This window comes from Zhengella mangrovi (assembly GCF_002727065.1).
Classification (GTDB): Bacteria; Pseudomonadota; Alphaproteobacteria; order Rhizobiales; family Rhizobiaceae; genus Zhengella; species Zhengella mangrovi.
Genome location: NZ_PDVP01000007.1, coordinates 120,635 through 145,068 on the forward strand (window position 1 = coordinate 120,635; position 24,434 = coordinate 145,068).

Below are 24,434 nucleotides of genomic sequence, written 5' to 3' on the forward strand. Positions count from 1 at the left end.
CCGCGTCAGCCTGCCGGCGCCGGTGCTTCACTGCCGGTGGCGATGCCGGCGACCATCCCTGATTCGATCCAGCCGCGCAGGTAGCCGGCGACGCGCGGCGCGGCGGTCCCGGGATCGGCCATCATGGCCGCCATCTCGCACAGCAGGCCGAAGGACCGGCCTGCCATGGCTTCGGCGAGCAGCATGGCTTCCTCCGGTTCCAGCGGCCGGTAGCGCGCCTGCAGGTCCGCGCGCCAGACAAGCGTGGCACAGCCGTTTGGGAGCGATGCGGCATCCGGTGGCGTCTCGTCCTGCCTCAGGGCTGACAGTATGGCCGCGGCATTGGTGCCCGGCGTCAGCAGGCGCACCGATGGCGTGAACGCCAGAACCATGTCCATGGCGCGCTCCGGCGGCAGCGCGGCGAGGTCCTGCAGCGATGCGGCCTCGCGGTCGGCGGCATCGAAGGCACCGGCGAGGGCCCATTGCAGGGCGGCCAGATCGCCGATCACGGGATGGGCGTTCCATGGCGCGGTGGCGGCCGCGAAGGCGGGGAACCGGTCGGCAAACCAGCGGGCGTTCGGTGTCGATGACGGGCAGGCCTCGATATAGGCCGCCGAGAGCGCCTCGAACTGCGCGTCGCCGAGGAAGGCGTGAACGGCATCGAAATCATCGCGCAGGATGGCAGCGAGGCGCAGGCGGTAGGCGTTGCGATAGGTCGCCAGCCGGTCCTCGCGGCTGTTGTGCGGCGGCGCGGCGATCAGCGCCAGCGCGTCGTCGTCGCCATCCTTGATCGCGGCCTGCATCCGGGCTTGCAATTCGGCGAGCGTTGGCCGGGTCATGCCGCGCGGATCTCCGTCGCGTCGCCCAGGACCTCGCGGGCGATGGCGCGGGCGCGATCCAGTTCCGCCAGCAACTCGGCCAGGGGCGGGATGTTGTCGTCGCGCTCGATCATGGTGGAAACCGGGCCGAAGCGCTGCAGGGCCTGGCGGTAGAGGTGGAAGACCGCATCGCTGACCGGCTGGTCGTGGGTATCGATCAGGTGGCCGTTGCCTTCGGAGTGACCTGCAAGGTGGAACTGGACGACCCGGTCGACGGGTATGGTCTCGATGAATCGTGCGCCGTCAAAGGCATGGTTGGCACCGGAAACGAAGACGTTGTTCACGTCGAGCAGCAGCCAGCAATCGGCGCGGCGCGCCATCTCTGCCACGAAGTCCCATTCGCTCATCTCGCTGTCGGCATATTCGATGTAGGAGGACACGTTCTCGATGGCGATACGCCGGCCAAGGTAATCCTGGACGCGGGCGATCCGGTCACAGACATGATCCAGCGCCTCTTCGGTGTAGGGGACCGGCAGGAGGTCGTGCAGGTTGACGCCGTGGACGCCGGTCCAGCACAGGTGGTCGGAAATCCAGCGCGGGTTCACGCGGTCCGCGAGCGCCCTGAGCCGTTCAAGGTAGGTCATGTCGAGCGGGCTGGTGGAGGCGATCGACATGGAGACGCCGTGCATGACGAGCGGATAGCGTTCGGCGATGCGGTCCAGCATCCGCATGGGCTGGCCACCGGCCGCGAAATAGTTTTCCGAGATGACCTCGAACCAGTCGACCTGCGGATTGCCGTCGAGGATCTCGCCATAGTGCTGCGGGCGCAGGCCGAGGCCAAAACCGAGGCTTTCGGGTTTTCCGTCCTGTGCGGGCATCGTTGTCTCCTGGAACTGCGGGAAACCGGGAAAGGGCAGGTGGAAAGCCCCCGCGTTCCACCTGCCGCGGGCGGTTCGGCTCTTACTTGAGCACCTTGCCGCCCTGAGCGTCACACTCGTCCTTGGAGAGTGAAATGAAGCCCTGGCCCTTGCAGGCGTTCTGGCCATTGCACGAATTGGAGGCCGTGGCGCATTCGCCGTGGCCCTTGCAGGAATTCACGCCCATGCACTTGACCATACCATCGGCGGCCTGCGCCGTGGTGACCATCGGGGCGGTTCCGGACAGGGCCAGGGTGAAGGCGGCGGCGGCCAGCGCGGCTCCGGACTTGCCGATATGTTTCATGATCTTTCTCCCATCAGTTTGCAAAGCACGCGTCCTGCGTGCATGTCCAGAAAACTGAACACAGCGTTCAATGGGAAGGCACGATCCCGTGAGGGCTTCGTGTGCGCCGATGACGGAAACGTGGCGGCGGCGCGATCAGGCTTCCGCCGGGCCAATCGTGAAGAGGTGGCCGCGCTCGGCAACGAGGACGCAAAGCAGGGCGGCCAGGGATACGGCGGCGAACCCCGCCATGACCGGCGTGATGGTGCCGTCGAAGGACTGGCCGATGGCCGCGCCGATGAGGGCGCTGCCGGTCGTCTGAAAGAAGCCCTGCGCCGAGGAGGCGATGCCGGCGACCCGCCCGAGCGGCTCCATGGCGATGGAGCTGAAATTGGAAGTGAGCATGCCGAAGGCGCACATGGTCACCGTGAACAGGCCGAGGAACAGGGGCAGCGGGACGACGCCCTGCAACGACAGGAGATAGAGCGTCGTGCTCGTCGCCAGGAAGACAAGAAGGGCGGAATGGGAAACGCGGCGCATGCCGAAGCGCTGCACGATGCGCGAATTGAGCCAGGAAAACAGCGACATCGAGCCCGCGACCAGCGCGAAGACCAGCGGAAAGGCCGTGCCGAGGTCGTAGATGCCGATGTAGATCTGCTGGACGGTGTTGATGAAGCCGAAGAGCGACGACAGGATTGCCGTCATGGCCAGCGTGTACCAAAGGGACATGCGGTTGGTGGCCACGGCGTGGAACCCGGCGGCGACGGCCCGGAACGAGACCGGCCGGCGATGATCCTCGGCCAGCGTTTCGGGGATGCGTAGCGCCATCCAGGCGATGACGGCCGCGCCGCCGAAACCCATGAAGAGGAAGATCGTGTGCCATTCGCCGGCCAGAAGAATGGCCTGGCCAAGCGCCGGCGCGACGACCGGCATGATCATGAAGACCATGAAGACAAGCGACATGATCTCGGCCATGGCGCGCCCGCCGGCGACGTCGCGCACCATGGCGACGGTCAGCACGCGCGTCGAGGCGGCGCCGGCGCCTTGCAGCAGGCGGAGCAGCAGAAGCGTCTGGAAGTCGGGGGCGAAGGCGGCGGCGAGGGCGGCGAGCACGTAGATCGACAGTCCGGCCAGCAGCGGTCCCTTGCGGCCAAAACGGTCGGACAGGGGGCCGAAGACCAGCTGCATGGCGCCGAAGCCGAGCAGGTAGGCGGTGATGACGAACTGGCGCTCGTTCTCGTCGGATACGCCGAGCGATGCGCCGATCTGCTGCATGCCGGGCAGCATGATGTCGATGGCCAGGGCGTTCAGGGCCATCAGCGCGGCCATGACGGCGACGAACTCGGCGCGGCCGACCGGCAGCGGCCAGCTTCTCTCGGGGACAGGAGACATCGCACACCTTCAGGGCAGATGGGACAGGGGTCGAAAACGAAAGCGGCGCGCCCGGTCAGGCGCGCCGCTCGAATCCGGCGAATGACCTGATAAAAAGGGGGTCAGGCAGCCGACGAGGTGGCGATGCCGTTCTGCGACAGGTGCTGCTGCAGTTCACCGGCCTGGAACATCTCGCGGACGATGTCGCACCCGCCGACGAATTCGCCCTTCACGTAGAGCTGCGGGATCGTCGGCCAGTTCGAATAGTCCTTGATGCCCTGGCGCATCTCGTCGGAGGCAAGGACATTGATGCCCTTGTATTCCACGCCCAGGTAGTCGAGAATCTGGACGACCTGACCGGAAAAGCCGCACTGCGGAAAACCGGGCGTGCCCTTCATGAACAGCACGACGTCGCCCGACTTCACTTCCTGGTCGATCAGTTCCTTGATGTCACTCATGGCTTGTATCCTCTTCCTGCCGGGTTCAAGGTCCGGCGGTTTCCTTGCCCTTCAGATAGCGCGACAGGACGGGCGGCACAAGCGGTGCGTACCCGAGAAAGGACGTCAAAAGCATGAAACAGGGGCGCCAGCGGGGCTGGCGGGTGATGACGCTCCTCGTGCTGGCGCTGGCCATCGCCGGCGCGGCGGTCTACAGCTGGACCGTCCGCCACCAGCGCAGGCCGGTCAGGGAGAGCCGCGTGGAATCACTGCCGCAATTGCCGGAGGCCTGCCGCTTCGAGACGCACGAGGGGGCCGGTTACATCGCCTGCGTGCTCGATCCGCACTCCGTGCGTTTCCGCCTATATCTCGCGCGGCCGGACAGGCAGGCCTATGGAGCCGTTCCCGCGTTCCTCGACGCCATGGCGGGTGCAGGGACCGTGCCGCTGATCGCCATGAATGCCGGCATGTACCATGCCGACATGACGCCGGTGGGCCTGTTCGTGGACGAGGGGCGCGAGACCGCAGCCCTGGAACTGGCCGATGGGGACGGCAATTTCTATCTCAAGCCGAACGGCGTGTTCTTCATCGATTCGTCGGGCCGGGCCGGCGTGATGGAAACGCAGGCCTTTGCCGGGTCGGGCCTGACGGCGCGCCTGGCGACGCAATCCGGCCCGATGCTGGTCATCGACGGCGAGGTGCATCCGAAGTTTCTCGCCGACGGCACGTCACGCTACATCCGCAACGGCGTGGGCGTGCGGGCGGACGGCGCGGTGGTGCTGGCGATCAGCCGCGAAGCGGTGTCGCTCGGTGCCTTCGCACGGGCTTTCCGGGACGGGTTCGGCTGCCCGGATGCGCTGTTCCTCGACGGCGGGATTTCGGCCTTCGCGGCGTACGGGCAGATGGTGACCGGCGGCACGGACAAGTCGGGTCCGATCCTGGCTGTGTTCGCAAAGTAAAATCGCTTGCGGGGCGCGACCGGCCGCGGACTAGCGCTTCGTCCGGCGGCGGGTCGCGGTTTTCGCCCGTGTCTTGCGTTGCGTCGTCTTGGAGCGGCGGCGCGCCGTGGCCTTGCGGCTGGTCTGCTTCTTCGCCGGTGCGAGCATCTTTTCGAGTTCGCTGACGATCGTACCCGTGACGCCGGATGACCGGCGCCTGCGGCGGGTCGTGCGCCGCGGCTTTTTCAGGATTTCCTTCAGGGCCCCGTCGATGGTCTCGGAAATGATGTCCGTCAGGATGTTCGCCATCGCCGGTCCGCCTCAGTCCGGGGCGGAGGTCTGCAGGGCGAGCGCGTGCAGCACGCCGCCCATGTTGCCCTTCAGCGCCTCGTAGACCATCTGGTGCTGCTGGACGCGGGACTTGCCGCGAAAGCTCTCCGAGACGACCTCGGCGGCATAGTGATCGCCATCGCCGGCAAGGTCGCGGATCGTGACCTTCGCATCGGGGAGGGCTTCAAGGATCAGTTTCTTGATGTCGCCGGCGTCCATCGCCATGGGTCTGGTCTCCTCAGGCTGCGTCTGCGCTCTCGACGAACTCGCCGGCCATGAAGTCCGGGAACCACGATTCGTGCGCCTTTTTCATTTCCGCCAAGGATATGGACAGGTTGGCGCCTGCCGTCAACGCGTTGCCGCCGGCGGTACCCAGGATCCGGAAGGGCACGCCCGCACCCTCGGCGTTGATCGTCAGCCAGTTGGCGAGGTCGCTGCCGACGGCGACGACGTAGCGTGCCTGGTCCTCGCCGAAGAGGGCGGCATGAACCGCACCGTCGCCGATGTCGATGTCGGCGCCGACGCCCGCAGCCATGCACATCTCGGCAACCGCGACGATCATGCCGCCATCGGAGATGTCGTGGCAGGCCTTGATCTGCCCGTTCGAGATCGCCGAGCGCAGGAATTCGCCGTTGCGCTTCTCGATCACGAGATCGACCGGCGGCGGCGGTCCGTAGGCTTCGCCGAGGACGTCACGCAAGTAGACGGACTGGCCAAGATGCGTGCCGTCGCCACCCAGCAGGATCAGCACGTCGCCTTCGGAGAAGGTCCCGATCCGCGCCATCTTGCCCCAGTCCGGGATCAGGCCGACGCCGCCGATGGTGGGGGTGGGAAGAATGGCAACGCCGTTGGTCTCGTTGTAGAGCGAGACGTTGCCCGAGACGATCGGCATGTCGAGCGCGGCGCAGGCCTCGCCGATGCCCTCGATGGCCTTGACCAGCTGGCCCATGATTTCCGGCTTTTCCGGGTTGCCGAAGTTCAGGTTGTCGGTGGCAGCCAGGGGCAGGGCGCCGGTGGCGGTCAGGTTGCGCCAGCATTCGGCCACGGCCTGCTTGCCGCCCTCGTAGGGATCGGCCTCGACATAGCGCGGCGTGACGTCGGACGAGAAGGCAAGGGCCTTGGTCTCGTGGCCGTCAACGCGGATGACGCCGGCGTCGCCCCCCGGGATCTGCAGGGAATTGCCCTGGATCAGGGTGTCATACTGTTCCCAGACCCAGCGCCGGGAAGCGCCGTTGGCGGAGCCGAGCAGGGTGAGGAGCGCCGCGCCGTAGTCCTCCACTTCCGGCACGTTGGAGGCCGGCAGGGGCGCATGGCGGCCGGGCTCCATCCACGGCCGGTCGTATTCCGGCGCCTCGTCGCCCAGGTCCTTGATCGGGAGATTGGCCACCTCCTCGCCCTGGTGGACGATGCGGAAGCGCAGGTCGTCGGTGGTCTTGCCAACGATGGCGAAGTCCAGGCCCCACTTGACGAAGATCGCCTTGGCTTCGTCTTCCTTCTCCGGACGCAGCACCATGAGCATGCGCTCCTGGCTTTCCGAGAGCATCATCTCGTAGGCGCTCATGCGCTCCTCGCGCACCGGTACGCAATCGAGGTCCAACTCGATCCCGAGATCGCCCTTGGCGCCCATTTCGACCGCCGAGCAGGTGAGGCCGGCCGCGCCCATGTCCTGGATGGCGATGACGGCGCCGGTCTGCATCAGCTCGAGGCAGGCTTCCAGCAGGCATTTCTCGGTGAAGGGATCGCCGACCTGAACGGTGGGGCGCTTCTCCTCGATGGAGTCGTCGAATTCGGCGGAGGCCATGGTGGCGCCGCCGACGCCGTCGCGCCCGGTCTTGGCGCCGAGGTAGACGACCGGCAGGCCGACACCCTCGGCCTTCGAGTAGAAGATGGCATCGGTCTTCGCCAGGCCGGCCGCGAAGGCATTGACCAGGCAGTTGCCATTGTAGCGGGCGTCGAATTCCACTTCGCCGCCGACCGTCGGTACGCCGAAGGAATTGCCGTAGCCGCCCACGCCGGCCACCACGCCGGAGACGAGATGGCGGGTCTTCGCATGGTCCGGTTCGCCGAAACGCAAGGCATTCATGGCAGCCACGGGCCGCGCGCCCATGGTGAAGACGTCACGCAGGATGCCGCCGACACCCGTCGCCGCCCCCTGGTAGGGCTCGATGTAGGACGGGTGGTTGTGGCTCTCCATCTTGAAGACGACGCAATCGCCATCGCCGATATCGACAACGCCGGCATTCTCGCCCGGGCCCTGGATGACCTGCGGGCCGCTGGTCGGCAGGGTGCGCAGCCATTTCTTGGACGACTTGTAGGAACAGTGCTCGTTCCACATGGCCGAGAAGATGCCAAGCTCGGTGAAGGACGGCTCGCGGCCGATCAGGTCCAGGATGCGCTGGTATTCGTCCGGCTTCAGGCCGTGGGCAGCGATCAGGTCTTCGGTGATGCGGATATCGTTGGGGATGGTCATCTTGCTTCTGCCAGTTCCTGTCAGGCCTTGCAGCCGGTTCCGCCGGTTGCCCAGCGGGTCACGTCGGTGTTGATGCGTCCGGAAAGGGGTTTCCCGGTCAGGGGGCCGTAGGTTGTCAATTGCACCGGGTTGCCGTGCGCTTCGATCACCAGCTGCGGCAGGCCCTGGGCCGCCCTGGCCTGGACCAGGAGGATGCGCGGCTTGCCGACACGGGTATCGAGTTCCGGGATCAGGCGGTAGGCGGCGAAATCGCGGTCCTTCGACCTCATCCAGCACGTCTGGGCCTGCATGTTGACCGACTGGAGCAGGGCAATCGCCGCGGAATTGTCCACCGTCGCGATCAGCGGGCCGCCGGCGGGCTCGCGCTGGCAGGCAGCCAGTCCGGCAGCGGCGGTGACGAGGGCGAGGGCGGCGAGACGGGAGGGGCCGGTCATGGTGTCACCTCAGGGCCTGGAGGATGAGCCGGTGCACTTCGCGGGCGATGACGTCGTTCTCGGTCATGTTCCAGTGGCTCTCGGAAATGACGGTGATGTCGGTGCGATCGCGAATGTCGATGTTGCGGACCCGGCCAGCCATGCCGGGCGGGACCGTCAGCGCCTTGCCGAGGGCGTTGAAGGACAGATAATAGTTCCGGTATGCGCCGACGGCCGGAGAAACCGGGCCGCTCGTCGTCGGGTCGAGCGTGACGACCAGGCTGATCGGCACGCCCCTGGCGGCCAGCTTGTCGGACAGGGACAGGGCGGCATTGCCACCGAAGGAATGCCCGACGATCACGATGGGGCCGTCTGGCGGTGTCGCGAGGATCTCTTCTTCCGCCTCTTCGGTCTCCCGCCATGAGAAGACGCGGGCCCGGATCCCCTGCTGGGCGAGTTCGCCGGCGATCGTGTCGAGCCCCATGGAGAAGTTGCCGCCAAAGAAGCCGCGGAAGAAATAGACCTCCGTCGGCTCGGCGGTCCAGGCCCGGACGGGCATCAGGAGACCTGCCAGCACAAGCAGGAGAAGGACGGCGGCAGACCTCACCGCGCGCGCGCACGACGGCCGCACCATGCGTTGCCGCCTTGCCGTGCGATGCCTCATCCGGCCACTCCCGCGAGGTCGAGCGCGCTTTCGAAGAGCGCGCGCCCGTCATCGCCGCCATGGGCGGCTTCGATCAGGTTCTCGGGGTGCGGCATCATGCCGAGAACATTGCCGGCCTCGTTCACGATGCCCGCGATATCATGCATGGACCCGTTGGGATTGGTGCCCTCGGCATAGCGGAATACGACCTGGCCGTTATCCTCGAGGCGCTTCAGCGTGTCCGCATCGGCGAAATAGTTGCCGTCGTGGTGAGCGACCGGGCAGCGGATGACCTGGCCCTTCGAGTAGCCGCGGGTAAAGGCGGTGTCCGCGTTGGCGACTTCCAGTTTCACCTCCCGGCAGACGAAATGCAGCGAGGCATTGCGCATCAGCGCACCCGGCAGCAGCCCGGCTTCGAGCAGGATCTGGAAACCGTTGCAGACGCCCATGACGCGGACGCCCTCGGCGGCCTTCCTGCGGACGGCATCGAGCACCGGCATGCGCGCGGCAATGGCGCCGCAGCGCAGGTAATCGCCGTAGGAGAAGCCGCCCGGGATGACGACGAGGTCGACGTCGGGAATGGCCGTGTCGGTCTGCCAGACGGTGACCGGCGGCGTGCCGGAAATCTTCGTCAGGGCCGCGATCATGTCGCGATCGCGGTTGAGGCCGGGGAGAAGGATGACCGCTGCTTTCATTCGTCGAACCTGACTCTTTCCTGTGCCTCGGCCCGTTCGCGCGGTTCAAGCCGCTTCACGATCCGGTCAAGGCGGGCGCCGTGGTCTGCGAGGGTACCGTGAATGGTGTGACCGCCGGCCGGCATGGGCGCGAGGCTTGCCGGCGTCGCCCCCGGCCATTCTTCCATCCGTTCGTCGGACATGTCCATCATGCCGGACTCCTGCAACCTCAGGCGATGGAGACGGTGTAGTCCTCGATCACCGTGTTGGCGAGGAGCTTCTCGGCCATGGCGGCCAGTTCGGCCTCGGCGCGGGCGCGATCGTCATGATCGAGCTCGATGTCGAAGACCTTGCCCTGGCGGACGTGGCCGACGCCGGAAAAACCGAGCGTGCCGAGCGCGCCTTCGATGGCCTTGCCCTGCGGGTCGAGAACGCCGTTCTTCAACGTGACGGTGACGCGTGCCTTGATCACTTCGATTTCGTCCTTGTTCGTCTGGCTGGGCGGAATGGCGGCTCAGTGGATGGAGCCGCCGTCCGGATCGTCCTTGCTGGAAACGAGCACCGGGCCGGAAGAGCGCGGCGGCTCGTTCTCGTTGATGATGCCGAGGCGGCGGGCCACTTCCTGGTAGGCTTCGACCAGGCCGCCCATGTCGCGGCGGAAGCGGTCCTTGTCCAGCTTGTCCTGGGTCGCGACGTCCCACAGGCGGCAGGAGTCGGGCGAAATCTCGTCGGCGAGCACGATGCGCATCATGTCGCCTTCCCAGAGGCGGCCGCACTCGATCTTGAAGTCGACGAGCTGGATGCCGACGCCCAGGAACATGCCAGAGAGGAAGTCGTTGATGCGGATGGCCAGCGCCATGATGTCATCGATTTCCTGCGGGGAGGCCCAGCCGAAGGCCGTGATATGCTCTTCCGACACCATCGGGTCGTCCAGCGCGTCGGCCTTGTAGTAGAACTCGATGATCGAGCGGGGCAGGACGGTGCCTTCCTCGATGCCGAGGCGCTTGGACAGGGACCCGGCGGCGACATTGCGCACGACCACTTCCAGCGGAATGATCTCGACTTCCTTGATCAGCTGCTCGCGCATGTTGATGCGGCGGATGAAGTGGGTCGGGATGCCCATCCGGTTGAGGTTGGTGAAGATGTGCTCGGAGATGCGGTTGTTCAGCACCCCCTTGCCATCGATGACCTCGTGCTTCTTGGCGTTGAACGCGGTGGCGTCGTCCTTGAAGAACTGGATCAGCGTACCCGGCTCGGGACCTTCGTAAAGGATCTTGGCCTTGCCTTCATAGATGCGGCGGCGACGGTTCATGGGCTTTTCTCTTGGGTCCTTGCGCGCTCAGGTGCGTGGCGCGCGAACGCGGAATCACCGTGGCGGCACGCTTTCACGCACCGTCCGTTCGGCGGTCTCTAAACCAAAGCAGGGTTTTCCTCAATGGCCGTTTGGCGCCATCAACCGCTTTCTGACGGTGCAAAAACGCCGAAACACGCCGATGGTCGCGTTTTCAAGACAAAAGGCTTTTGCTATCAGGCTTCAAAACCCATATTGAACACCGGAATGAATCATGCCGGGCCGGCGCACCGGATTGTCCAGACAGAGGATCGTTTGCAATGAGCCAGATGAGTGATCGCGAGAAGGCCTTCGAGAACAAGTTTGCCCATGACGAGGAACTGAAGTTCAAGGCCATGGCGCGCCGCAACAAGCTGCTTGGGCTGTGGGCGGCCGAGAAGCTGGGCAAGAGCGGCGACGCTGCCGAAGCCTATGCCAAGGAAGTGGTGCTGGCCGATTTCGAGGAAGTCGGCGATGACGACGTGTTCCGCAAGATCCGCGGCGATTTCGACGCGGCCGGCGTGGACCAGTCCGACCACCAGATCCGCCGCACGATGGAAGAACTGCTGGCCACTGCCGCTGAGCAGGTGACCAAGGAATAACCGGTCGCGGACGCGAACCGGATAACGGCCGTCCGGTCTTGCCGGGCGGCCGTTTTGCTTGCAAGCATGTCGATGGCCGGCGGGGACCGGCAGGGAGGGAAGAATGTCACGACTCACGAGCCTCGCGGACCGCCTTCGCGCCGGGGAAACCCTGCTCAGCGCCTGGTCCTCCATCCCGGACCCGGTGACGATGGAAGCCGTTGCCGCCACGGCGTTCGACACCGTCGTCCTCGACATGCAGCACGGCGGGCATGACGACGGGTCCATCCTGCGCTGCCTGCCCGCGGTGATTTCGGCGGGCAAGCCGGCCATCGTGCGGGTCCCGGTTGGGCGGTTCGACATGGCGAGCCGGGCGCTGGACTTCGGCGCCGACGCGGTGATCGCCCCGATGATCAACACGATCGAGGATGCGCGGACGTTCGCAGCCGCGATGAAGTATCCGCCGGTCGGCGGGCGGTCCTGGGGACCGACCATCGGGCTGGCGCGGCGCGGCGTGACCGGCGGGCAGTCCTACCTGGAGTGCGCCAACGCCCAGACGCTGGCGTTCGCGATGATCGAGACACGCGAAGCCTACGCGATCGCCGATGACATTCTCGATGTCGACGGGATTGACGGCGTGTTCGTCGGGCCGTCGGACTTTTCCATCGCCTGGTCGGGCGGGCACCGCATCGACCCGCTGATGGATGACATGATGGAGGCGATCGGCGACATCGCGGCCAAGGCCACGGCGCGCGGCAAGCTCTCGGCCATCTACGCCATCAATCCCGCGATCTGCGCGAAATACGAGGCCATGGGCTACCGGCTGATGGCGGTGGCGACCGAGGGCCTCTACATGGCCGCCGGGGCGGCAGCCATGGTCGGCGAAGCTCGCGCCGCGATGAAGAAGGGCTGACCGCTCAGGCGCGCAGGTGCGAGAGGAATTTGGCGAAGACCATCGAGCCTTCCGGCCAGGGACCATGGCCGGATTCAGCGTTGATGTGGCCGCTCTCGCCACCGTCGAGAAAGAGGGAGCCCCAGCTCGCGGCGAGGTCGTCGGCGACCTCGAAGTCGCAGAACGGATCGTTGCGGCTGGCAATCACCACCGACGGGAAGGGCAGCGGGTCGCGCGGGTAGGGGCCGAAGGTCATCAGGTGCTTCGGGCGGACCTGCGGGTTGGACGTGTCGGGCGGGGCGACGAAGAAGGCGCCGGCCACCTTGTCCCTGATCTGCTCAGCGGCGAGCACGCAGATGGCCGCGCCCAGCGAGTGGCCGACGAGCACGACCGGCCTGGAGGCGCGGTTCACCTCTTCCACGAGGCGGGCGATCCACTCCTCGCGGACCGGCTTGCTCCAGGCCTCCTGTTCCACGCGGCGCGCGGTCGACAGGCGGTCCTGCCAGCGCGTCTGCCAATGGCCGGGGCCCGAGCCGGTGTAGCCCGGAACGATCAGGATTTCGCATTCGGATGATTTCATGGACGCCGATGTAATGCAGGCGCCGGTGCACCGCAAGGCCGCGACTGCCGGCGCCTGAAAAACACCGCCGGTCCGTTCACCTCGCGGCCTCGTGAAGCGGCGGGGCGTGTACAAAAGGCATATTTCATCTACACTTTCGTTCGAGGGGTGCGCTGCGGATCGGCGTGCCACGCCAGGGTCGCGGCCGCGTCATGCCGCCGCCCGGCTTCCTCGCAGTGCCGCATGGCCGCCGGCATGGAGCAGTCCAACCCGGTAGCCCCATGCTCCCAAGGGGAAGGTGCCGCCATCCGCTTCCGCCCCGTCGCAAGACAGGAGGAACCAACCATGAGCGGATTTCATGTCGTGGCGGGCGCCAATGACACGTTCGAGCGGCCCGTCGTGCAAACCCTGACCTTTTCCGACCTTGGCGCTGCGCTGCGGCTCGGACTGGACGATTTCTTCGACAAGCCGTCCCACTATGTTTTCCTGTGCCTGATCTACCCGATCGCGGGGCTCGTCATGTCGGCCTGGCTGACCGGCGCCAATATCCTGACGCTGCTGTTTCCGCTGATGTCCGGCTTCGCGCTGGTCGGCCCCGTGGCGGCCATCGGGCTCTACGAGATCAGCCGCCGGCGGGAAGCCGGGCTGGACACATCCTGGTGGCATGCGCTGGAGGTGCGCCAGTCGCCGGCGCTGCCATCGATCATCGGCGTCGCCGCCTGGCTGTTCTTCGTCTTCATCGCCTGGCTGCTGACGGCGCACGGGATCTATGCCGCCTTCTTCGGCGAAGCCCAGCCGGCCGGTCTCGGCGACATGGTGCACATGATGCTGACCACGGAAGCCGGCCGCAGCGTGATGCTGTGGGGCAACCTGGCGGGCCTCGGCTTTGCCGTGGTCGTGCTGGCCACGTCGGTGGTGGCGTTCCCGCTGCTGCTCGACCGAGACGTCGGCGCTCTCTCGGCGCTCGATACCTCGCTCAGGGTGACGCTTGCCAATCCCGTGGTGATTGCCACCTGGGGCCTGATCGTGGCGCTGCTGCTGATCGCCGGTTCGCTGCCGTTCTTCGCCGGCCTGGCCGTGGTGCTGCCGGTGCTCGGCCATTCCACCTGGCACCTCTACCGGCGCGCGGTGAAGCAGGAGGGCTGATGCCCTCCCGCCCGTGTTGGAGGCGACGTCCGGTCAGCCCCTGGCGCTGCCGAAGACGCGGGTGAAGATCGTGTCGGCGTGCTTGGTGTGATAGCCGAGGTCGAAGCGGGAGCGGATTTCCTCTTCCGACAGGGCCTTGCGCACGTCCTCGTCGGCAAGCAGTTCCTCGAGGAAATCCACGTCGGCCTGGCCGCTGCGCTGGTAGCTGTCCCAGACCTTCATGGCGTTGCGCTGCACCAGGCGATAGGCATCCTCGCGGGACACGCCGGCCTGGGTGAGCGCCAGCAGGATGCGCTGCGAATGGACGAGGCCGCCGAGGCGGTCCATGTTGCCCATCATCCGCTCGGGGTAAATGACGAGATTCTCCACGACGCCGGTCAGGCGGGCGAGCGCGAAGTCGAGCGTCACCGTGGCGTCCGGGCCGATCATGCGCTCCACCGAGGAGTGCGAAATGTCGCGCTCGTGCCAGAGCGCCACGTTTTCCATGGCCGGCATGGCATAGGCCCGCACCATGCGGGCAAGGCCGGTCAGGTTCTCGGTCAGGACCGGGTTGCGCTTGTGCGGCATGGCCGACGAGCCCTTCTGGCCCTTGGAAAAGAATTCCTCGGCTTCCAGAACCTCGGTGCGCTGGAGGTGGCGGATCTCGGTCGCCAGGCGCTCGATGGAGGAGGCAACGACGCCCAGGGTGGCGAAATACATCGCGTGACGGTCGCGCGGGATGACCTGCGTGGATACCGGCTCGGCCTTCAGGCCCATCTTCTCGGCGACATGTTCCTCGACGCGCGGGTCGATGTTGGCGAAGGTGCCGACAGCCCCGGAAATGGCCACCGTGGCCACTTCCTCGCGGGCATTGACCAGGCGGGTACGGCAGCGGTCGAACTCGGCGTAGGCCTGGGCAAGCTTGACGCCGAAGGTGGTCGGCTCGGCGTGGATGCCGTGCGAGCGGCCGATGGTCACCGTGTCCTTGTGCTCGAAGGCGCGCTTCTTCAGGGCGGCGAGCAGCTTGTCCATGTCGGTCAGCAGCAGGTCGGTGGCGCGGACAAGCTGCACGTTGAAGCAGGTGTCCAGCACGTCGGACGAGGTCATGCCCTGGTGGACGAAGCGGCTGTCCGGGCCGATGAACTCGGCAAGGTGGGTGAGGAAGGCGATGACGTCGTGCTTGGTCTCGCGCTCGATCTCGTCGATGCGGTCGATGTCGAATTCGGCGGCGCCGCCCTTTTCCCAGATGGTCCTGGCCGCTTCCTTCGGAATGACTCCGAGCTCGGCCAGCGCATCGCAGGCATGGGCCTCGATCTCGAACCAGATGCGGAATTTCGTTTCGGGGGACCAGATGGCGACCATATCGGGCCGCGAGTAGCGCGGGATCATCGGGAGAACCTGTCCTTCGGGTGTTTCAGTGGTGGGGTGCTGTTATCACCGGGTGACCAATTGCTCAACTCGGCCGGCCGGCCAGCAGGAACGCAGCCAGCAAGAGCGCCGGCAGGCCGACGGGGACGAAGAGGCGCAAGCCCATGACGAGAAAGTGGTAGACCCCGGCGGCGGTGGTGAAAACGGTCTGGTTTGCCCACAGCCTGGTGCCGAACGGCGCGTGGAAGGTGGCGAAGTAATACCGGAAGACCTGGGAGAAGCCGAAGGCCGTCGTGGCGATGGTGCCGATGCCAAGCAGGAGGAAGGCGGCGGCGAAGCGCTGGGTCGGCCGGAAACCCAGCCACCGGGCCAGGATGCCGAAAAGCGCCAGCGCGAGCGGGAAGGCAACGCCGCCGCCGGCAAAGAACAGCACGAGGACGCGGGCCATGTCAGTCGACGACCAGCCGTCGAGCCCGAGACCGGCCGCGGCACTGGCCAGCATGGCCGTGCCCCAGGCGATGGCGCCCAGCAGCGCGACGCGCCAGTCGGGGGTGCCGGCGCGCAAGGCCGCCCGAAAGGGAAGGCGGCCGGCGCTGCCCATCAGGCGCGTCCGCGCTCCGCCGCCTCGCGTATGGCGGCGATGTTGGCTTCGTAGGCCTCGGGCGTGCCGCCCTTGAAGACGGCCGAACCGGCGACCAGCGCATTGGCGCCAGCGCGGGCGATCTGCCCGGCATTGTCCGCGGTCACCCCGCCATCGACCTCGATGTCGATCGGCCGGTCGCCGATCATCGCCTTGACGCGGGCGATCTTGTCCAGCGCGGAGGGAATGAACTTCTGGCCGCCGAACCCCGGGTTGACGCTCATGACGAGGACGAGGTCGAGCTGATCGAGGCAGTATTCGATGACGCTTTCCGGCGTCGACGGATTGAGCGACACACCCGCCTTCTTGCCCATGGCGCGAATGGCCTGGAGCGAACGGTGAAGATGCGGTCCCGCCTCGGCGTGAACCGTGATGATGTCGGCACCGGCCTTGGCAAATCCCTCCAGGTAGGGATCGCAGGGGGCGATCATCAGGTGGCAGTCAAACGTCGCATCGGTGTACTTGCGGATCGATTTCACGACATCCGGGCCAAAGGTGATGTTGGGCACGAAATGGCCGTCCATCACGTCGAGATGGACCCAGTCGGCGCCCTTGGCGATGATGTCGCGCACTTCTTCGCCGAGGCGGGAGAAATCGGAGGCGAGGATGGAGGGCGCGATGGCGAGCGGACGGGTCATCTGGGCGGGTTCCGGAATTGCGGCACGATGGCGCCCCGCCTAGCAGAAAGGGGCGCCCGAAACAATGCGGGGCGGCGGGTTACCCACGGCCAAGCGTGCACCAGGCCGGGTAGAGGTCGCCGGTTGCGGGGGTTGCATCGTGGACACCCCTGGCGATGGCCCGGGTCATGGTCGCGGCCGCAGCAGCGCAGAGATCGATGAAATCGTCGCCGGAGGCCGGCCGTGGCCGCGTGCCCGTCGCGATGCCGAAGACCAGGTCGCCGTCCATCGGCGTGTGGACCGGCCAGATGGCGCGGGCAAAGCCGTCATGGGCGGCAATGGCGAGACGCTTGCATTCCGCCTTGGACAGGGCGGCATCGGTGGCGATGATGCCGATGGTCGTGTTTTCCACCCCGGTGTTGCGCAGGTGGCGGAACTTGATGCGGATAGCGTCGGTATCCGCCGGCAGGGGCGAGGGCAGGCCGAGGCCGCCGAACTCCGCGCCGATCTCGAACGGCGCGGCCCAGAAATGGGGCGTCTGTGCGACGAGCGGCGAGCCGACCGGGTTGGCGACCACCAGGGCCGCCACTGTGGTCCCGTCGGCCAGGACCGTCGATGCCGTGCCGAGACCACCCTTGACGGTCGCCGTCAGTGCGCCGATCCCGGCGCCGACGGAACCGGTGGCGACGTCGATGGACGCGGAACATGCCGCCTCGTAACCGAGATCGCGGTAGGGCGGAAAGCGGCCCCAGTCCTTCGGCTGGCCGTTGGCCAGGTCGAAAACGATGGCCGCCGGGACGATGGGAATGATGTGCGGACCGATGCGGAAGCCACGGCCCTGCTCACGCAGCGCCGCCTGCACGCCGGACGCGGCATCAAGCCCGAAGGCCGAGCCGCCCGACAGCACGAGGGCATGCACCTTTTCGACGCTGTTGTGCGCCTCCAGCAGGTCCGTTTCGCGCGTGCCCGGGGCGCCGCCCAGCACCTGGACGGCTGCCGTCACCGGTTCGTCGGGCACCACGACCGTCACGCCCGAGCGCATGCTTTCGTCGGCCGCATTGCCGACCCTGAGGCCGGCGATGTCGGCGAGGCTGTTGGACGGGCCTGCCCGGAATCCCGTCATCCCGCGGGCTCCCAGGTCTCGCCATCGAAGCGCAGCAGTTGGTAGGGGTTCGTGGCGCGGTCGCCCTTGGCATCAAAGGTGAGGCTGCCGGCGGGTGTCTCGAAGGTCTTGCCGTCGAGGCGTTCATGCCAGGCCGCCGCGCTGTCCGGCGTGGTCTCGCCCAGCGCCCGGATGGCGATGGACGCTGCCATGTAGCCGGGGGCGACGTAGCCTTCGGGGGTGACGTTTGCCGAGGCCAGGTCCGACCGGAGCGCTTCCGGGAGCGCATTGTTGGCGTCCGGAACGGCGATGGCGAGCGTTCCGGCCGGCAAGGGAATGTCGGAGACGTCGCGGACCAGCGCTTCACCGCCGGCGATGGTCATGGCGGCGTCGAGGCCGGCGAGGTCACGCGCCAGGATGGCGATGTCGCGGCGGTCTCCGCCGGCAAAGACATGCGTCGCGCCGGCGCGCTTCAGGCGGCCGGCCAGCGCGATCTGGTTGGGCAGTTGCGGCCGGAACGTGTCGACGAAAACCGGGTTCAGGCGGGCCAGTTCGGCCTGCAGGCGCACGGTCTCGGCCAGTTCGCGGGCGGCGATGGTGCCGTCGTCGATGATGGCGAAGAAATCCTTGCGCCAGCGGTCCGGGATGATGCGGCCGGCGGCTTCGCGCTCGGCGTCCCCGCGCGGCGCGGTGCGCCATATCAGCCAGCCGGTCTTGTCGCGCCTGTCGGTCAGCGCGTCGGTGCGCACGCCGGGCGTGATGACCGGGATGCCGGCCGCGGTGAGGACCGGCAGGGCCGCCTCCAGCGCCTCGGTGCACAGGAAGCCGACGACGATGGCGACCTTGTTCGCGGCCAGTTCGCGCGCGGCGGCGGTGCCGCCTTCGCCGGAACAGCCGGTGTCCGTGGCGACAAGCGCGTGGTCCCCGGCGGCCAGGCGAACGCCGGCCTCCATCTGGCGGCCCAGCGGCTCGGCAAACCCGGAGAGCGGCGCGGCAAAACCGATGGTGGCGGCCTCTGCGGGCGCGGCAGGCGCCAGGGCGGCGGCGACCAAGGGCAACAGGATGAGATGGACTCGACGCAACAACACTTTCCGGCTCCAGGCGGGGCACTTCGGATCATCGATACCGGTCGCGGCAGGCGTGTGCAACCGGTTTGCCTTGCATGGACCGGGCCTGCGCCTATATTGCCGTGTTCAGGCCACCGGGCACGACCGCTGGCAGACATATCGGTTTCGGGCGGGCGGTTTCTCCTTGTTGCATCCAGTTCCAGTCGACGGCCAGGCCTATCGCGACGCGATGGCACGCTTTGCCGGCCATGTTCATCTCATCACCAGCGACGGCGCGGCAGGGCGGCGCGGCACGACGGTGATCGCCGCCTGTTCGGTGTCCGACGATCCGCCGATGGTGCTGGTCTGCCTGAACCGCCACAACCCGAACAACCAGACCATCTTCGACAACGGCGTCTTCGCGCTGAACACGCTGGCCGCGCCGCACCAGGCGCTGTCGCAGGCTTTTGCCGGGCTCGGCCGCATGGACCAGGACGAGCGTTTCGCGCTTGGCGAATGGACAACCCTTTCAACGGGTTCTCCCGTCCTGAAAGGCGCCATGGCGGTGTTCGACTGCGTCGTCGAGGACGCCCGCGATTTCGCCACCCATCGTGTCCTTTTTGGCAAGGTGACAGGCCTCGCGACGGGCGATAGTCTCGACCCGCTTATCTATTTCAACAGGTCGTACCGGTCCTGAAGAACCGTCGGCCGAACCCCCGGGAGGAGGGTCATGAAGGCGCCCACGCTGCCTCAAACCATCGATGAAGCGCTCGCGCTGCTTCAGGACCAGAACTACGTTGCCGACCGCTCGCTGGCGACCGTGCTCTTCCTTGCCCTCAGGATGAAGCGTCCGCTGTTCCTGGAAGGCGAGGCCGGTGTCGGCAAGACGGAAATCGCCAAGGTGCTGGCGCAGGCGCTCGGGCGCGATCTCATCCGCCTGCAATGCTACGAGGGGCTCGACGTTTCCTCGGCGGTCTACGAGTGGAACTATGCCGCGCAGATGATCGAGATCCGCATGGAGGAAGCCTCCGGCGAGACCGATCGCGACGAGATGGAAAAGAACGTCTTTTCCGAGAAGCACCTGATCCGCCGGCCCGTGCTGCAGGCGCTCGAACAGGGAATCAACGGTGCCCCGGTGTTCCTGATCGACGAACTGGACCGGACCGACGAGGCGTTCGAGGCCTTCCTGCTGGAAATCCTGTCGGACTACCAGGTCACGGTGCCGGAACTGGGGACGATCAAGGCGGCCGAGCCGCCGATCGTGATCATCACGACCAACCGGACGCGGGAGATCCACGACGCGCTGAAGCGGCGCTGCCTCTACCACTGGGTGGATTATCCGACCGCCGAGCGCGAACTGGAGATCGTCCAGCGCAAGGCGCCGGGCGCCAACCAGCGGCTTTCGGCCGAGGTGGTCGCCTTCATCCAGAAGCTGCGCGAGATGGACCTGTTCAAGGTGCCCGGGGTGGCAGAGACCATCGACTGGGCCTCGGCACTGACCGAACTGGACAAGGTGGCGCTCGATCCGGAGACCGTGTCGGACACCATCGGCGTGCTGCTCAAGTACCAGGACGATATCGCGCGGATCCAGCAGGGCGAGGGCCATCGCATCCTCAAGGAAGTCAAGCAGGAACTCTCCGGCGCGGAGTGATGGGATGAACGACGCCCCCGCGGAGAAACGGCTGCCGAACGCGGCCAAGCCGGACGGCAAGATCGCCGACAACATCGTCTATTTCGCGCGGACGCTGCGCAAGGCGGGGATGCGTGTCGGTCCGGCCTCGGTCGTGGAGGCCATTGCCGCCGTCGAGGCCGCGGGCATTGGCTCGCGCGAGGATTTCTACTGGATCCTGCACTCGGTGCTGGTGAAGCGGCGCGAGGACCGGCCGGTCTTCGACGAGGCGTTCCGGCTCTACTGGCGATCGCGCGAGCTGATCGAGAAGATGATCGCCATGTTCTCGCCCCAGGCCGCGCCCAACCGCGAGCCGGAAAAGCCGCGCGCGGCCGAGAGCCGGGTGTCCCAGGCGATGTTCGAGGGGCGCGAGAAGGACAGGCCGCTGCAGGAGCAGCCGGAGATCGAGGTCGATGCGCGGTTCACCTTCTCGGGCAACGAGGTGCTGCGCCAGAAGGACTTCGCCCAGATGACGGCGAAGGAACTGGACGAAGCGCGCAAGGCGCTGCTGACCTTGGAAATGCCGTTCGACGAGGTCCGGACGCGCCGCTTCCGGCCCGATCCGCGCGGGCGGCGGCACGATCAGCGCGCGACGATGCGGGCGGCCATGCGCACCGGCGGCGATTTCATCCTGCCGAAATTCCGGTCTCAGCGCGAGGTGCATCCGCCGCTGGTGGTTCTGGCCGACATTTCAGGCTCGATGAGCCAGTACACCCGCATCTTCCTGCATTTCATGCATGCCCTGACGGCCAAGCGGCGAAAGGTGCATACCTTCGTCTTCGGCACGCGGCTGACGAACCTGACGCGCTCGATGCGGTTCCGCGATCCCGACGAGGCGTTGGCGGAGTGTTCCGACCTGGTCAAGGACTGGTCCGGGGGCACACGCATCGGCGAGGCGCTTCACACGTTCAACCGGCTGTGGTCGCGGCGCGTGCTGGGGCAGGGCGCCGTCGTGCTGCTCATCACCGACGGACTGGAGCGTGACGAGATCGGCAGCCTGGAGAAGGAAATGGAGCGGCTGCACAAGTCGTGCCGGCGCCTTGTCTGGCTCAATCCGCTGCTGCGCTTCGACGGGTTCGAAGCCAAGGCACGCGGCGTGAAGGCCATGCTGCCGCATGTTGACGAATTCCGCGCCGTGCACAACCTTGAAGCCATGGCGGACCTGGTCACCAGTCTCGGCGCGCCGGGGTCCCGCGAGGCCGATCCGCGGCGTTGGCTCCAGGCCGTGGAGCGCGTGGCGGCCGAATAGGGTCAGGAGGACCTGTCATGAGCGAAACGACGGTACTGGACGAAGCCCGCGATCCGCTGGTCATCGCGGAAAACTGGATGAAGGACGGCAAGGCCGTCGCCATCGCGACGGTGATGGAGACCTGGGGGTCGGCGCCACGCCCGGTCGGCAGCCATCTCGTCATCAACGAGGATGCGGATTTCGAAGGCTCGGTGTCCGGCGGCTGCGTGGAAGGGGCCGTGGTCGCCGAGGCGATGGACATCCTCGACAACGGCGAGCCGAAAATGCTGGAATTCGGCGTCGCCGACGAAACCGCCTGGCGCGTCGGCCTGTCGTGCGGCGGGCGTATCCGGGTCTACGTGGAACGGCTGGGCTGACGCATCATGGATCCGCTGAACCTGAAAAAGCTGAATGCCGCGCGGCGCAACCGCCAGGCCGTGGCGCTGGTGACGTCCATTGCCGATGGCCGCGACCGGATCGTGCACGAGGGCGACCCGGTCGGCGGGGAACTGGGCGAGGCCCTGGCCAGGGCTTTCCGCTCCGGCAAGTCGGGCATGGTGACGGCGGACGGCTCGGAGTTTTTCATCAACGTGCACCTGCCGCCGGCGCGGATCGTCGTCATCGGCGCGGTTCACATCTCGCAGGCGCTGGCGCCGATGGCGAAGATCGCCGGGTTCGACATCGAGATCATCGACCCGCGCACCGCCTTTGCGAGCCCGGAGCGGTTCGAAGGCGTGACGCTGCATGCCGACTGGCCGCAGAACGTGCTGCCCGAACGGCCCTTCGACGCCTGGACGGCAGTGGCGGCGGTGACCCACGATCCCAAGATCGACGATCCGGCGCTGGAAGCCGCGTTGAAGGCGGACTGCTTCTACATCGGGGCGCTGGGCAGCCGGAAGACCCATGCCCGGCGGGTCGAGCGCCTGACCGAAGCCGGTTTCAGCGCCGAGCAGCTCGGCCGGATCGCGGCGCCGATCGGGCTTGATATCGGGGCTGCGAGCCCTGCCGAGATCGCGGTCGCGGTGCTGGCCCAGATCATCCGTGCGCTGCGCACGCGCGGTCTTGCCGGGCAGCGCGCTCCCAAGGGGGAGGCAGCGTGAAATTCGGGCCGGTCCCGGTCGCTCAGGCAGACGGCGCCGTCCTCGCTCACGGCGTCCAGGCCGGCCCGCGGCGGCTGCGCAAAGGGACGGTGATCGATGCGGAGGTCCGCGACCTGCTTCTGGATGCCGGGGTTGCCGAGGTCATCGCCGCCGTGCTGTCACCCGACGACATCGGCGAGGACGAGGCAGCCGGCCGGCTGGCCGCCGCGCTTGGCATGCGTGGCTGCACCGCCAGGAGCCCGGCGACGGGGCGCGTCAACATTCATGCCGACCATGACGGTCTCTTCACCGTTTCGCGGACGCTGGTCGACGCGCTGAACCGGATCGACCCGGCCATCACGCTGGCGACGGTTGCCGACGTTTCGCCGGTGAAGGCCGGGCAGATGGTGGCGACGGTGAAGATGATTCCCTTCGCGGTGGCGCGCACTCACCTCGCCGAGGCCGAAGCGGTGGCGGCGCGCGGGGAGATGTTCGCCGTCCATGCCTACCGGCCGCGTGTCGCGGGGCTGGTGCAGACGGAACTGCCGACGGTCAAGGCATCCGTCCTCGACAAGACGGCCAGCCTGACCGCGGGGCGGCTGGCGCGGTCCGGATCGCGGCAGGGGCGGGAGTTGCGCACGCGGCACGATGCGCAGGCCGTGGCGGCGGCTCTTGCGGACCTGAAGGCGGATCACGATCTCATCATCGTCTTCGGCGCCTCCGCGATGGCCGATTTCGACGACGTCATCCCGGCCGCCATCCGCGCCGCCGGCGGCCGCGTGGAGCGCGCGGGCATGCCGGTCGATCCCGGCAACCTTCTGGTGATCGGCGATGTCCGGGGAACGCCGGTGATCGGAGCGCCGGGCTGCGCCCGCAGCCCGAAGGAGAACGGCTTCGACTGGGTGCTCGACCGGCTGATGGCCGGCCTGCCGGTGACCCATGACGTGATCGCCGGCATGGGCGTGGGCGGCCTGCTGATGGAAATTCCGACACGGCCGCAACCGCGCGAGAAGAAAGCGCCGGCGGCCCGGCCCGCCATCGACGGGCTGGTGCTGGCCGCGGGACAGTCGAGCCGCATGGGCCCGGCCAACAAGCTGCTGGCGCTGTTCGACGGCGAACCGCTTATCCGCCGCACGGTGCGCGCCGCGCTGGACGCGGGCGTGCTGCGCCGGGTGACCGTCGTGACCGGGCACCAGGCGGACCGGATCGCGGCGGCGCTGGCGGGGCTGGACGTGCGCCTCGTTCACAACGCGGATTTCGCCACCGGCCTCGCGTCATCGCTGAAGGCCGGCCTGGAGGAACTGACGGAAGACGTGGCGAGCGCGATGATCCTGCTCGGCGACATGCCAGGCATCGGGCCAGGGGAGATCCGCACGCTGGCCGCAACGCATGACGGGTCGCAGGTGGTACGTGCCAGCCACGGCGGCCGGCGCGGCAACCCGGTCATCCTGCCGGCGTCGGTCATCCGGCGCGTTCCGCTGCTTTCCGGCGATACCGGTGCGCGCCATCTCATCGAGGCGTCGGGTCTGCCCGTGCTGGACGTGGACCTTGGCGATGCGGCGCTGACGGACGTCGACACACCGGACGCACTTGCGGCAGCCGGCGGCACGATCGAAACCGCCTGACCTTCTGCCGGACTTCCATTGCATTCCAGGTCGGATTGCCTGCCAGGGATGACGGCTGACATGTCAACTGTCTGAATTCCAAAGGTTATACGCCTTGGGAATGACTGCATTAGCAATCCATGAACCATAAAATTGGGGAGGCCACGTTAAGGTTCCGTTCACCACAATTTCTAAGCCGTCCTTAATTGCATCCGAATATGTTCATCCACGGCAGGGAATTTGGTGAATTGTACAGGCTCGGTGGCGACACCGACCATGGGCACATTGTGCCAGCTCCACTGCCGGAAAAACCCGGATCAA

General features: G+C 67.0%; 31 protein-coding genes. 11 read left to right on the forward strand and 20 right to left on the reverse strand.

All coding sequences use genetic code 11. The features are described from left to right. Positions 1 to 5: 5 nt before the first annotated feature. The 5 genes from CSC94_RS13165 to grxD form a co-directional block, all read right to left on the reverse strand. On the reverse strand, positions 6 to 818 hold the full coding sequence (locus tag CSC94_RS13165; protein ID WP_099306810.1) for an HvfC/BufC family peptide modification chaperone: 813 nt from the start codon (positions 816 to 818) through the stop codon (positions 6 to 8). Further along, positions 815 to 1,675 (reverse strand): MNIO family bufferin maturase, encoded by an 861-nt coding sequence (gene bufB, locus CSC94_RS13170; protein WP_099306811.1) that lies wholly within the window; start codon positions 1,673 to 1,675, stop codon positions 815 to 817. Before bufB ends, CSC94_RS13165 begins: the two co-directional genes overlap by 4 nt. A gap of 82 nt (positions 1,676 to 1,757) precedes the next feature. After that, a complete protein-coding gene (gene bufA2, locus CSC94_RS13175; protein WP_099306812.1) occupies positions 1,758 to 2,018 on the reverse strand; it encodes a BufA2 family periplasmic bufferin-type metallophore in 261 nt (86 codons plus the stop codon). A gap of 135 nt (positions 2,019 to 2,153) precedes the next feature. Continuing rightward, the gene (locus tag CSC94_RS13180) at positions 2,154 to 3,389 is read right to left on the reverse strand and encodes a multidrug effflux MFS transporter (RefSeq protein WP_099306813.1); all 1,236 of its coding nucleotides are present in this window, start codon (positions 3,387 to 3,389) and stop codon (positions 2,154 to 2,156) included. Between the two features lie 101 nt (positions 3,390 to 3,490). Then, on the reverse strand, positions 3,491 to 3,826 hold the full coding sequence (gene grxD, locus CSC94_RS13185; RefSeq protein WP_099306814.1) for a Grx4 family monothiol glutaredoxin: 336 nt from the start codon (positions 3,824 to 3,826) through the stop codon (positions 3,491 to 3,493). A 113-nt stretch (positions 3,827 to 3,939) separates the two neighbouring features. On the opposite strand from grxD, the gene CSC94_RS13190 reads away from it, so the two are divergent. Further along, the gene (locus CSC94_RS13190; RefSeq protein WP_245408347.1) at positions 3,940 to 4,764 is read left to right on the forward strand and encodes a phosphodiester glycosidase family protein; all 825 of its coding nucleotides are present in this window, start codon (positions 3,940 to 3,942) and stop codon (positions 4,762 to 4,764) included. A gap of 30 nt (positions 4,765 to 4,794) precedes the next feature. Here the strand turns inward: CSC94_RS13190 and CSC94_RS13195 are convergent, their stop codons facing one another. From CSC94_RS13195 to purC, 9 genes are read right to left on the reverse strand one after another with little or no spacing between them, the layout of a single operon-like run. Beyond that, positions 4,795 to 5,052: a hypothetical protein gene (locus tag CSC94_RS13195; RefSeq protein WP_099306816.1), complete on the reverse strand. Its 258-nt coding sequence runs from the start codon at positions 5,050 to 5,052 to the stop codon at positions 4,795 to 4,797. A 12-nt stretch (positions 5,053 to 5,064) separates the two neighbouring features. Then, positions 5,065 to 5,298 carry a BolA/IbaG family iron-sulfur metabolism protein gene (locus CSC94_RS13200; protein WP_099306817.1) on the reverse strand — a complete coding sequence of 78 codons (234 nt, stop codon included), beginning with the start codon at positions 5,296 to 5,298 and terminating at the stop codon, positions 5,065 to 5,067. A gap of 13 nt (positions 5,299 to 5,311) precedes the next feature. Beyond that, positions 5,312 to 7,543, reverse strand: a complete 2,232-nt coding sequence (gene purL / locus CSC94_RS13205) for a phosphoribosylformylglycinamidine synthase subunit PurL (RefSeq protein WP_099306818.1) — start codon at positions 7,541 to 7,543, stop codon at positions 5,312 to 5,314. Positions 7,544 to 7,563: 20 nt separating this feature from the next. Then, the gene (locus tag CSC94_RS13210) at positions 7,564 to 7,977 is read right to left on the reverse strand and encodes a hypothetical protein (RefSeq protein WP_099306819.1); all 414 of its coding nucleotides are present in this window, start codon (positions 7,975 to 7,977) and stop codon (positions 7,564 to 7,566) included. A gap of 4 nt (positions 7,978 to 7,981) precedes the next feature. Beyond that, the gene (locus CSC94_RS13215; RefSeq protein ID WP_099306820.1) at positions 7,982 to 8,620 is read right to left on the reverse strand and encodes a thioesterase domain-containing protein; all 639 of its coding nucleotides are present in this window, start codon (positions 8,618 to 8,620) and stop codon (positions 7,982 to 7,984) included. Further along, entirely contained in the window at positions 8,617 to 9,294 is a 678-nt protein-coding gene (gene purQ / locus CSC94_RS13220) for a phosphoribosylformylglycinamidine synthase subunit PurQ (protein ID WP_099306821.1), read from the reverse strand. Before purQ ends, CSC94_RS13215 begins: the two co-directional genes overlap by 4 nt. Further along, on the reverse strand, positions 9,291 to 9,485 hold the full coding sequence (locus CSC94_RS13225) for a hypothetical protein (protein WP_133122897.1): 195 nt from the start codon (positions 9,483 to 9,485) through the stop codon (positions 9,291 to 9,293). Before CSC94_RS13225 ends, purQ begins: the two co-directional genes overlap by 4 nt. Before the next feature lie 17 nt (positions 9,486 to 9,502). Continuing rightward, positions 9,503 to 9,745 carry a phosphoribosylformylglycinamidine synthase subunit PurS gene (purS, locus tag CSC94_RS13230; RefSeq protein WP_099306823.1) on the reverse strand — a complete coding sequence of 81 codons (243 nt, stop codon included), beginning with the start codon at positions 9,743 to 9,745 and terminating at the stop codon, positions 9,503 to 9,505. A 42-nt stretch (positions 9,746 to 9,787) separates the two neighbouring features. After that, the gene (gene purC, locus CSC94_RS13235) at positions 9,788 to 10,585 is read right to left on the reverse strand and encodes a phosphoribosylaminoimidazolesuccinocarboxamide synthase (RefSeq protein ID WP_099306824.1); all 798 of its coding nucleotides are present in this window, start codon (positions 10,583 to 10,585) and stop codon (positions 9,788 to 9,790) included. Here purC and CSC94_RS24640 point away from each other — a divergent pair. From CSC94_RS24640 to CSC94_RS13245, 3 genes are all read left to right on the forward strand, one after another. Then, positions 10,584 to 10,823, forward strand: a complete 240-nt coding sequence (locus tag CSC94_RS24640; RefSeq protein ID WP_165784426.1) for a hypothetical protein — start codon at positions 10,584 to 10,586, stop codon at positions 10,821 to 10,823. The genes purC and CSC94_RS24640 overlap by 2 nt on opposite strands. Positions 10,824 to 10,884: 61 nt before the next feature. Continuing rightward, complete coding sequence (locus tag CSC94_RS13240; RefSeq protein WP_099306825.1) at positions 10,885 to 11,205, forward strand: DUF1476 domain-containing protein; 321 nt, start codon at positions 10,885 to 10,887, stop codon at positions 11,203 to 11,205. Between the two features lie 103 nt (positions 11,206 to 11,308). After that, a complete protein-coding gene (locus CSC94_RS13245) occupies positions 11,309 to 12,097 on the forward strand; it encodes an HpcH/HpaI aldolase family protein (RefSeq protein WP_099306826.1) in 789 nt (262 codons plus the stop codon). A gap of 4 nt (positions 12,098 to 12,101) precedes the next feature. Here the strand turns inward: CSC94_RS13245 and CSC94_RS13250 are convergent, their stop codons facing one another. Beyond that, positions 12,102 to 12,656: an RBBP9/YdeN family alpha/beta hydrolase gene (locus CSC94_RS13250; protein ID WP_099306827.1), complete on the reverse strand. Its 555-nt coding sequence runs from the start codon at positions 12,654 to 12,656 to the stop codon at positions 12,102 to 12,104. 324 nt (positions 12,657 to 12,980) lie between these two features. Here CSC94_RS13250 and CSC94_RS13255 point away from each other — a divergent pair, with 324 nt between their 5' ends. Continuing rightward, on the forward strand, positions 12,981 to 13,781 hold the full coding sequence (locus CSC94_RS13255) for a DUF2189 domain-containing protein (RefSeq protein ID WP_099306828.1): 801 nt from the start codon (positions 12,981 to 12,983) through the stop codon (positions 13,779 to 13,781). 33 nt (positions 13,782 to 13,814) lie between these two features. On the opposite strand, the gene purB is transcribed toward CSC94_RS13255, so the two are convergent. The 5 genes from purB to CSC94_RS13280 form a co-directional block, all read right to left on the reverse strand. Continuing rightward, positions 13,815 to 15,149, reverse strand: coding sequence for an adenylosuccinate lyase (gene purB / locus CSC94_RS13260; RefSeq protein WP_099306829.1), 1,335 nt, complete (start codon positions 15,147 to 15,149; stop codon positions 13,815 to 13,817). Positions 15,150 to 15,213: 64 nt separating this feature from the next. Further along, positions 15,214 to 15,729: a hypothetical protein gene (locus tag CSC94_RS13265; protein ID WP_099306830.1), complete on the reverse strand. Its 516-nt coding sequence runs from the start codon at positions 15,727 to 15,729 to the stop codon at positions 15,214 to 15,216. Beyond that, the gene (gene rpe / locus CSC94_RS13270; protein ID WP_099306831.1) at positions 15,729 to 16,406 is read right to left on the reverse strand and encodes a ribulose-phosphate 3-epimerase; all 678 of its coding nucleotides are present in this window, start codon (positions 16,404 to 16,406) and stop codon (positions 15,729 to 15,731) included. The genes CSC94_RS13265 and rpe overlap by 1 nt, the downstream gene beginning before the upstream one ends. Before the next feature lie 79 nt (positions 16,407 to 16,485). Continuing rightward, positions 16,486 to 17,508: a P1 family peptidase gene (locus CSC94_RS13275; protein ID WP_099306832.1), complete on the reverse strand. Its 1,023-nt coding sequence runs from the start codon at positions 17,506 to 17,508 to the stop codon at positions 16,486 to 16,488. Next, positions 17,505 to 18,569 (reverse strand): branched-chain amino acid ABC transporter substrate-binding protein, encoded by a 1,065-nt coding sequence (locus CSC94_RS13280; protein ID WP_099306833.1) that lies wholly within the window; start codon positions 18,567 to 18,569, stop codon positions 17,505 to 17,507. Before CSC94_RS13280 ends, CSC94_RS13275 begins: the two co-directional genes overlap by 4 nt. Before the next feature lie 169 nt (positions 18,570 to 18,738). On the opposite strand from CSC94_RS13280, the gene CSC94_RS13285 reads away from it, so the two are divergent. The 6 genes from CSC94_RS13285 to CSC94_RS13310 are packed head-to-tail and all read left to right on the forward strand — an operon-like array spanning position 18,739 to position 24,134. Further along, positions 18,739 to 19,230 (forward strand): flavin reductase, encoded by a 492-nt coding sequence (locus CSC94_RS13285; protein WP_425356519.1) that lies wholly within the window; start codon positions 18,739 to 18,741, stop codon positions 19,228 to 19,230. Positions 19,231 to 19,263: 33 nt separating this feature from the next. Beyond that, positions 19,264 to 20,184, forward strand: coding sequence for an AAA family ATPase (locus CSC94_RS13290; RefSeq protein WP_099306834.1), 921 nt, complete (start codon positions 19,264 to 19,266; stop codon positions 20,182 to 20,184). A 4-nt stretch (positions 20,185 to 20,188) separates the two neighbouring features. Continuing rightward, the gene (locus CSC94_RS13295) at positions 20,189 to 21,451 is read left to right on the forward strand and encodes a vWA domain-containing protein (RefSeq protein WP_099306835.1); all 1,263 of its coding nucleotides are present in this window, start codon (positions 20,189 to 20,191) and stop codon (positions 21,449 to 21,451) included. Positions 21,452 to 21,468: 17 nt separating this feature from the next. Further along, positions 21,469 to 21,807, forward strand: a complete 339-nt coding sequence (locus tag CSC94_RS13300; protein ID WP_099306836.1) for an XdhC family protein — start codon at positions 21,469 to 21,471, stop codon at positions 21,805 to 21,807. 6 nt (positions 21,808 to 21,813) lie between these two features. Continuing rightward, complete coding sequence (locus CSC94_RS13305) at positions 21,814 to 22,530, forward strand: XdhC family protein (protein WP_099306837.1); 717 nt, start codon at positions 21,814 to 21,816, stop codon at positions 22,528 to 22,530. Next, positions 22,527 to 24,134 (forward strand): NTP transferase domain-containing protein, encoded by a 1,608-nt coding sequence (locus CSC94_RS13310; protein ID WP_099306838.1) that lies wholly within the window; start codon positions 22,527 to 22,529, stop codon positions 24,132 to 24,134. Before CSC94_RS13305 ends, CSC94_RS13310 begins: the two co-directional genes overlap by 4 nt. Positions 24,135 to 24,434 lie beyond the last annotated feature (300 nt).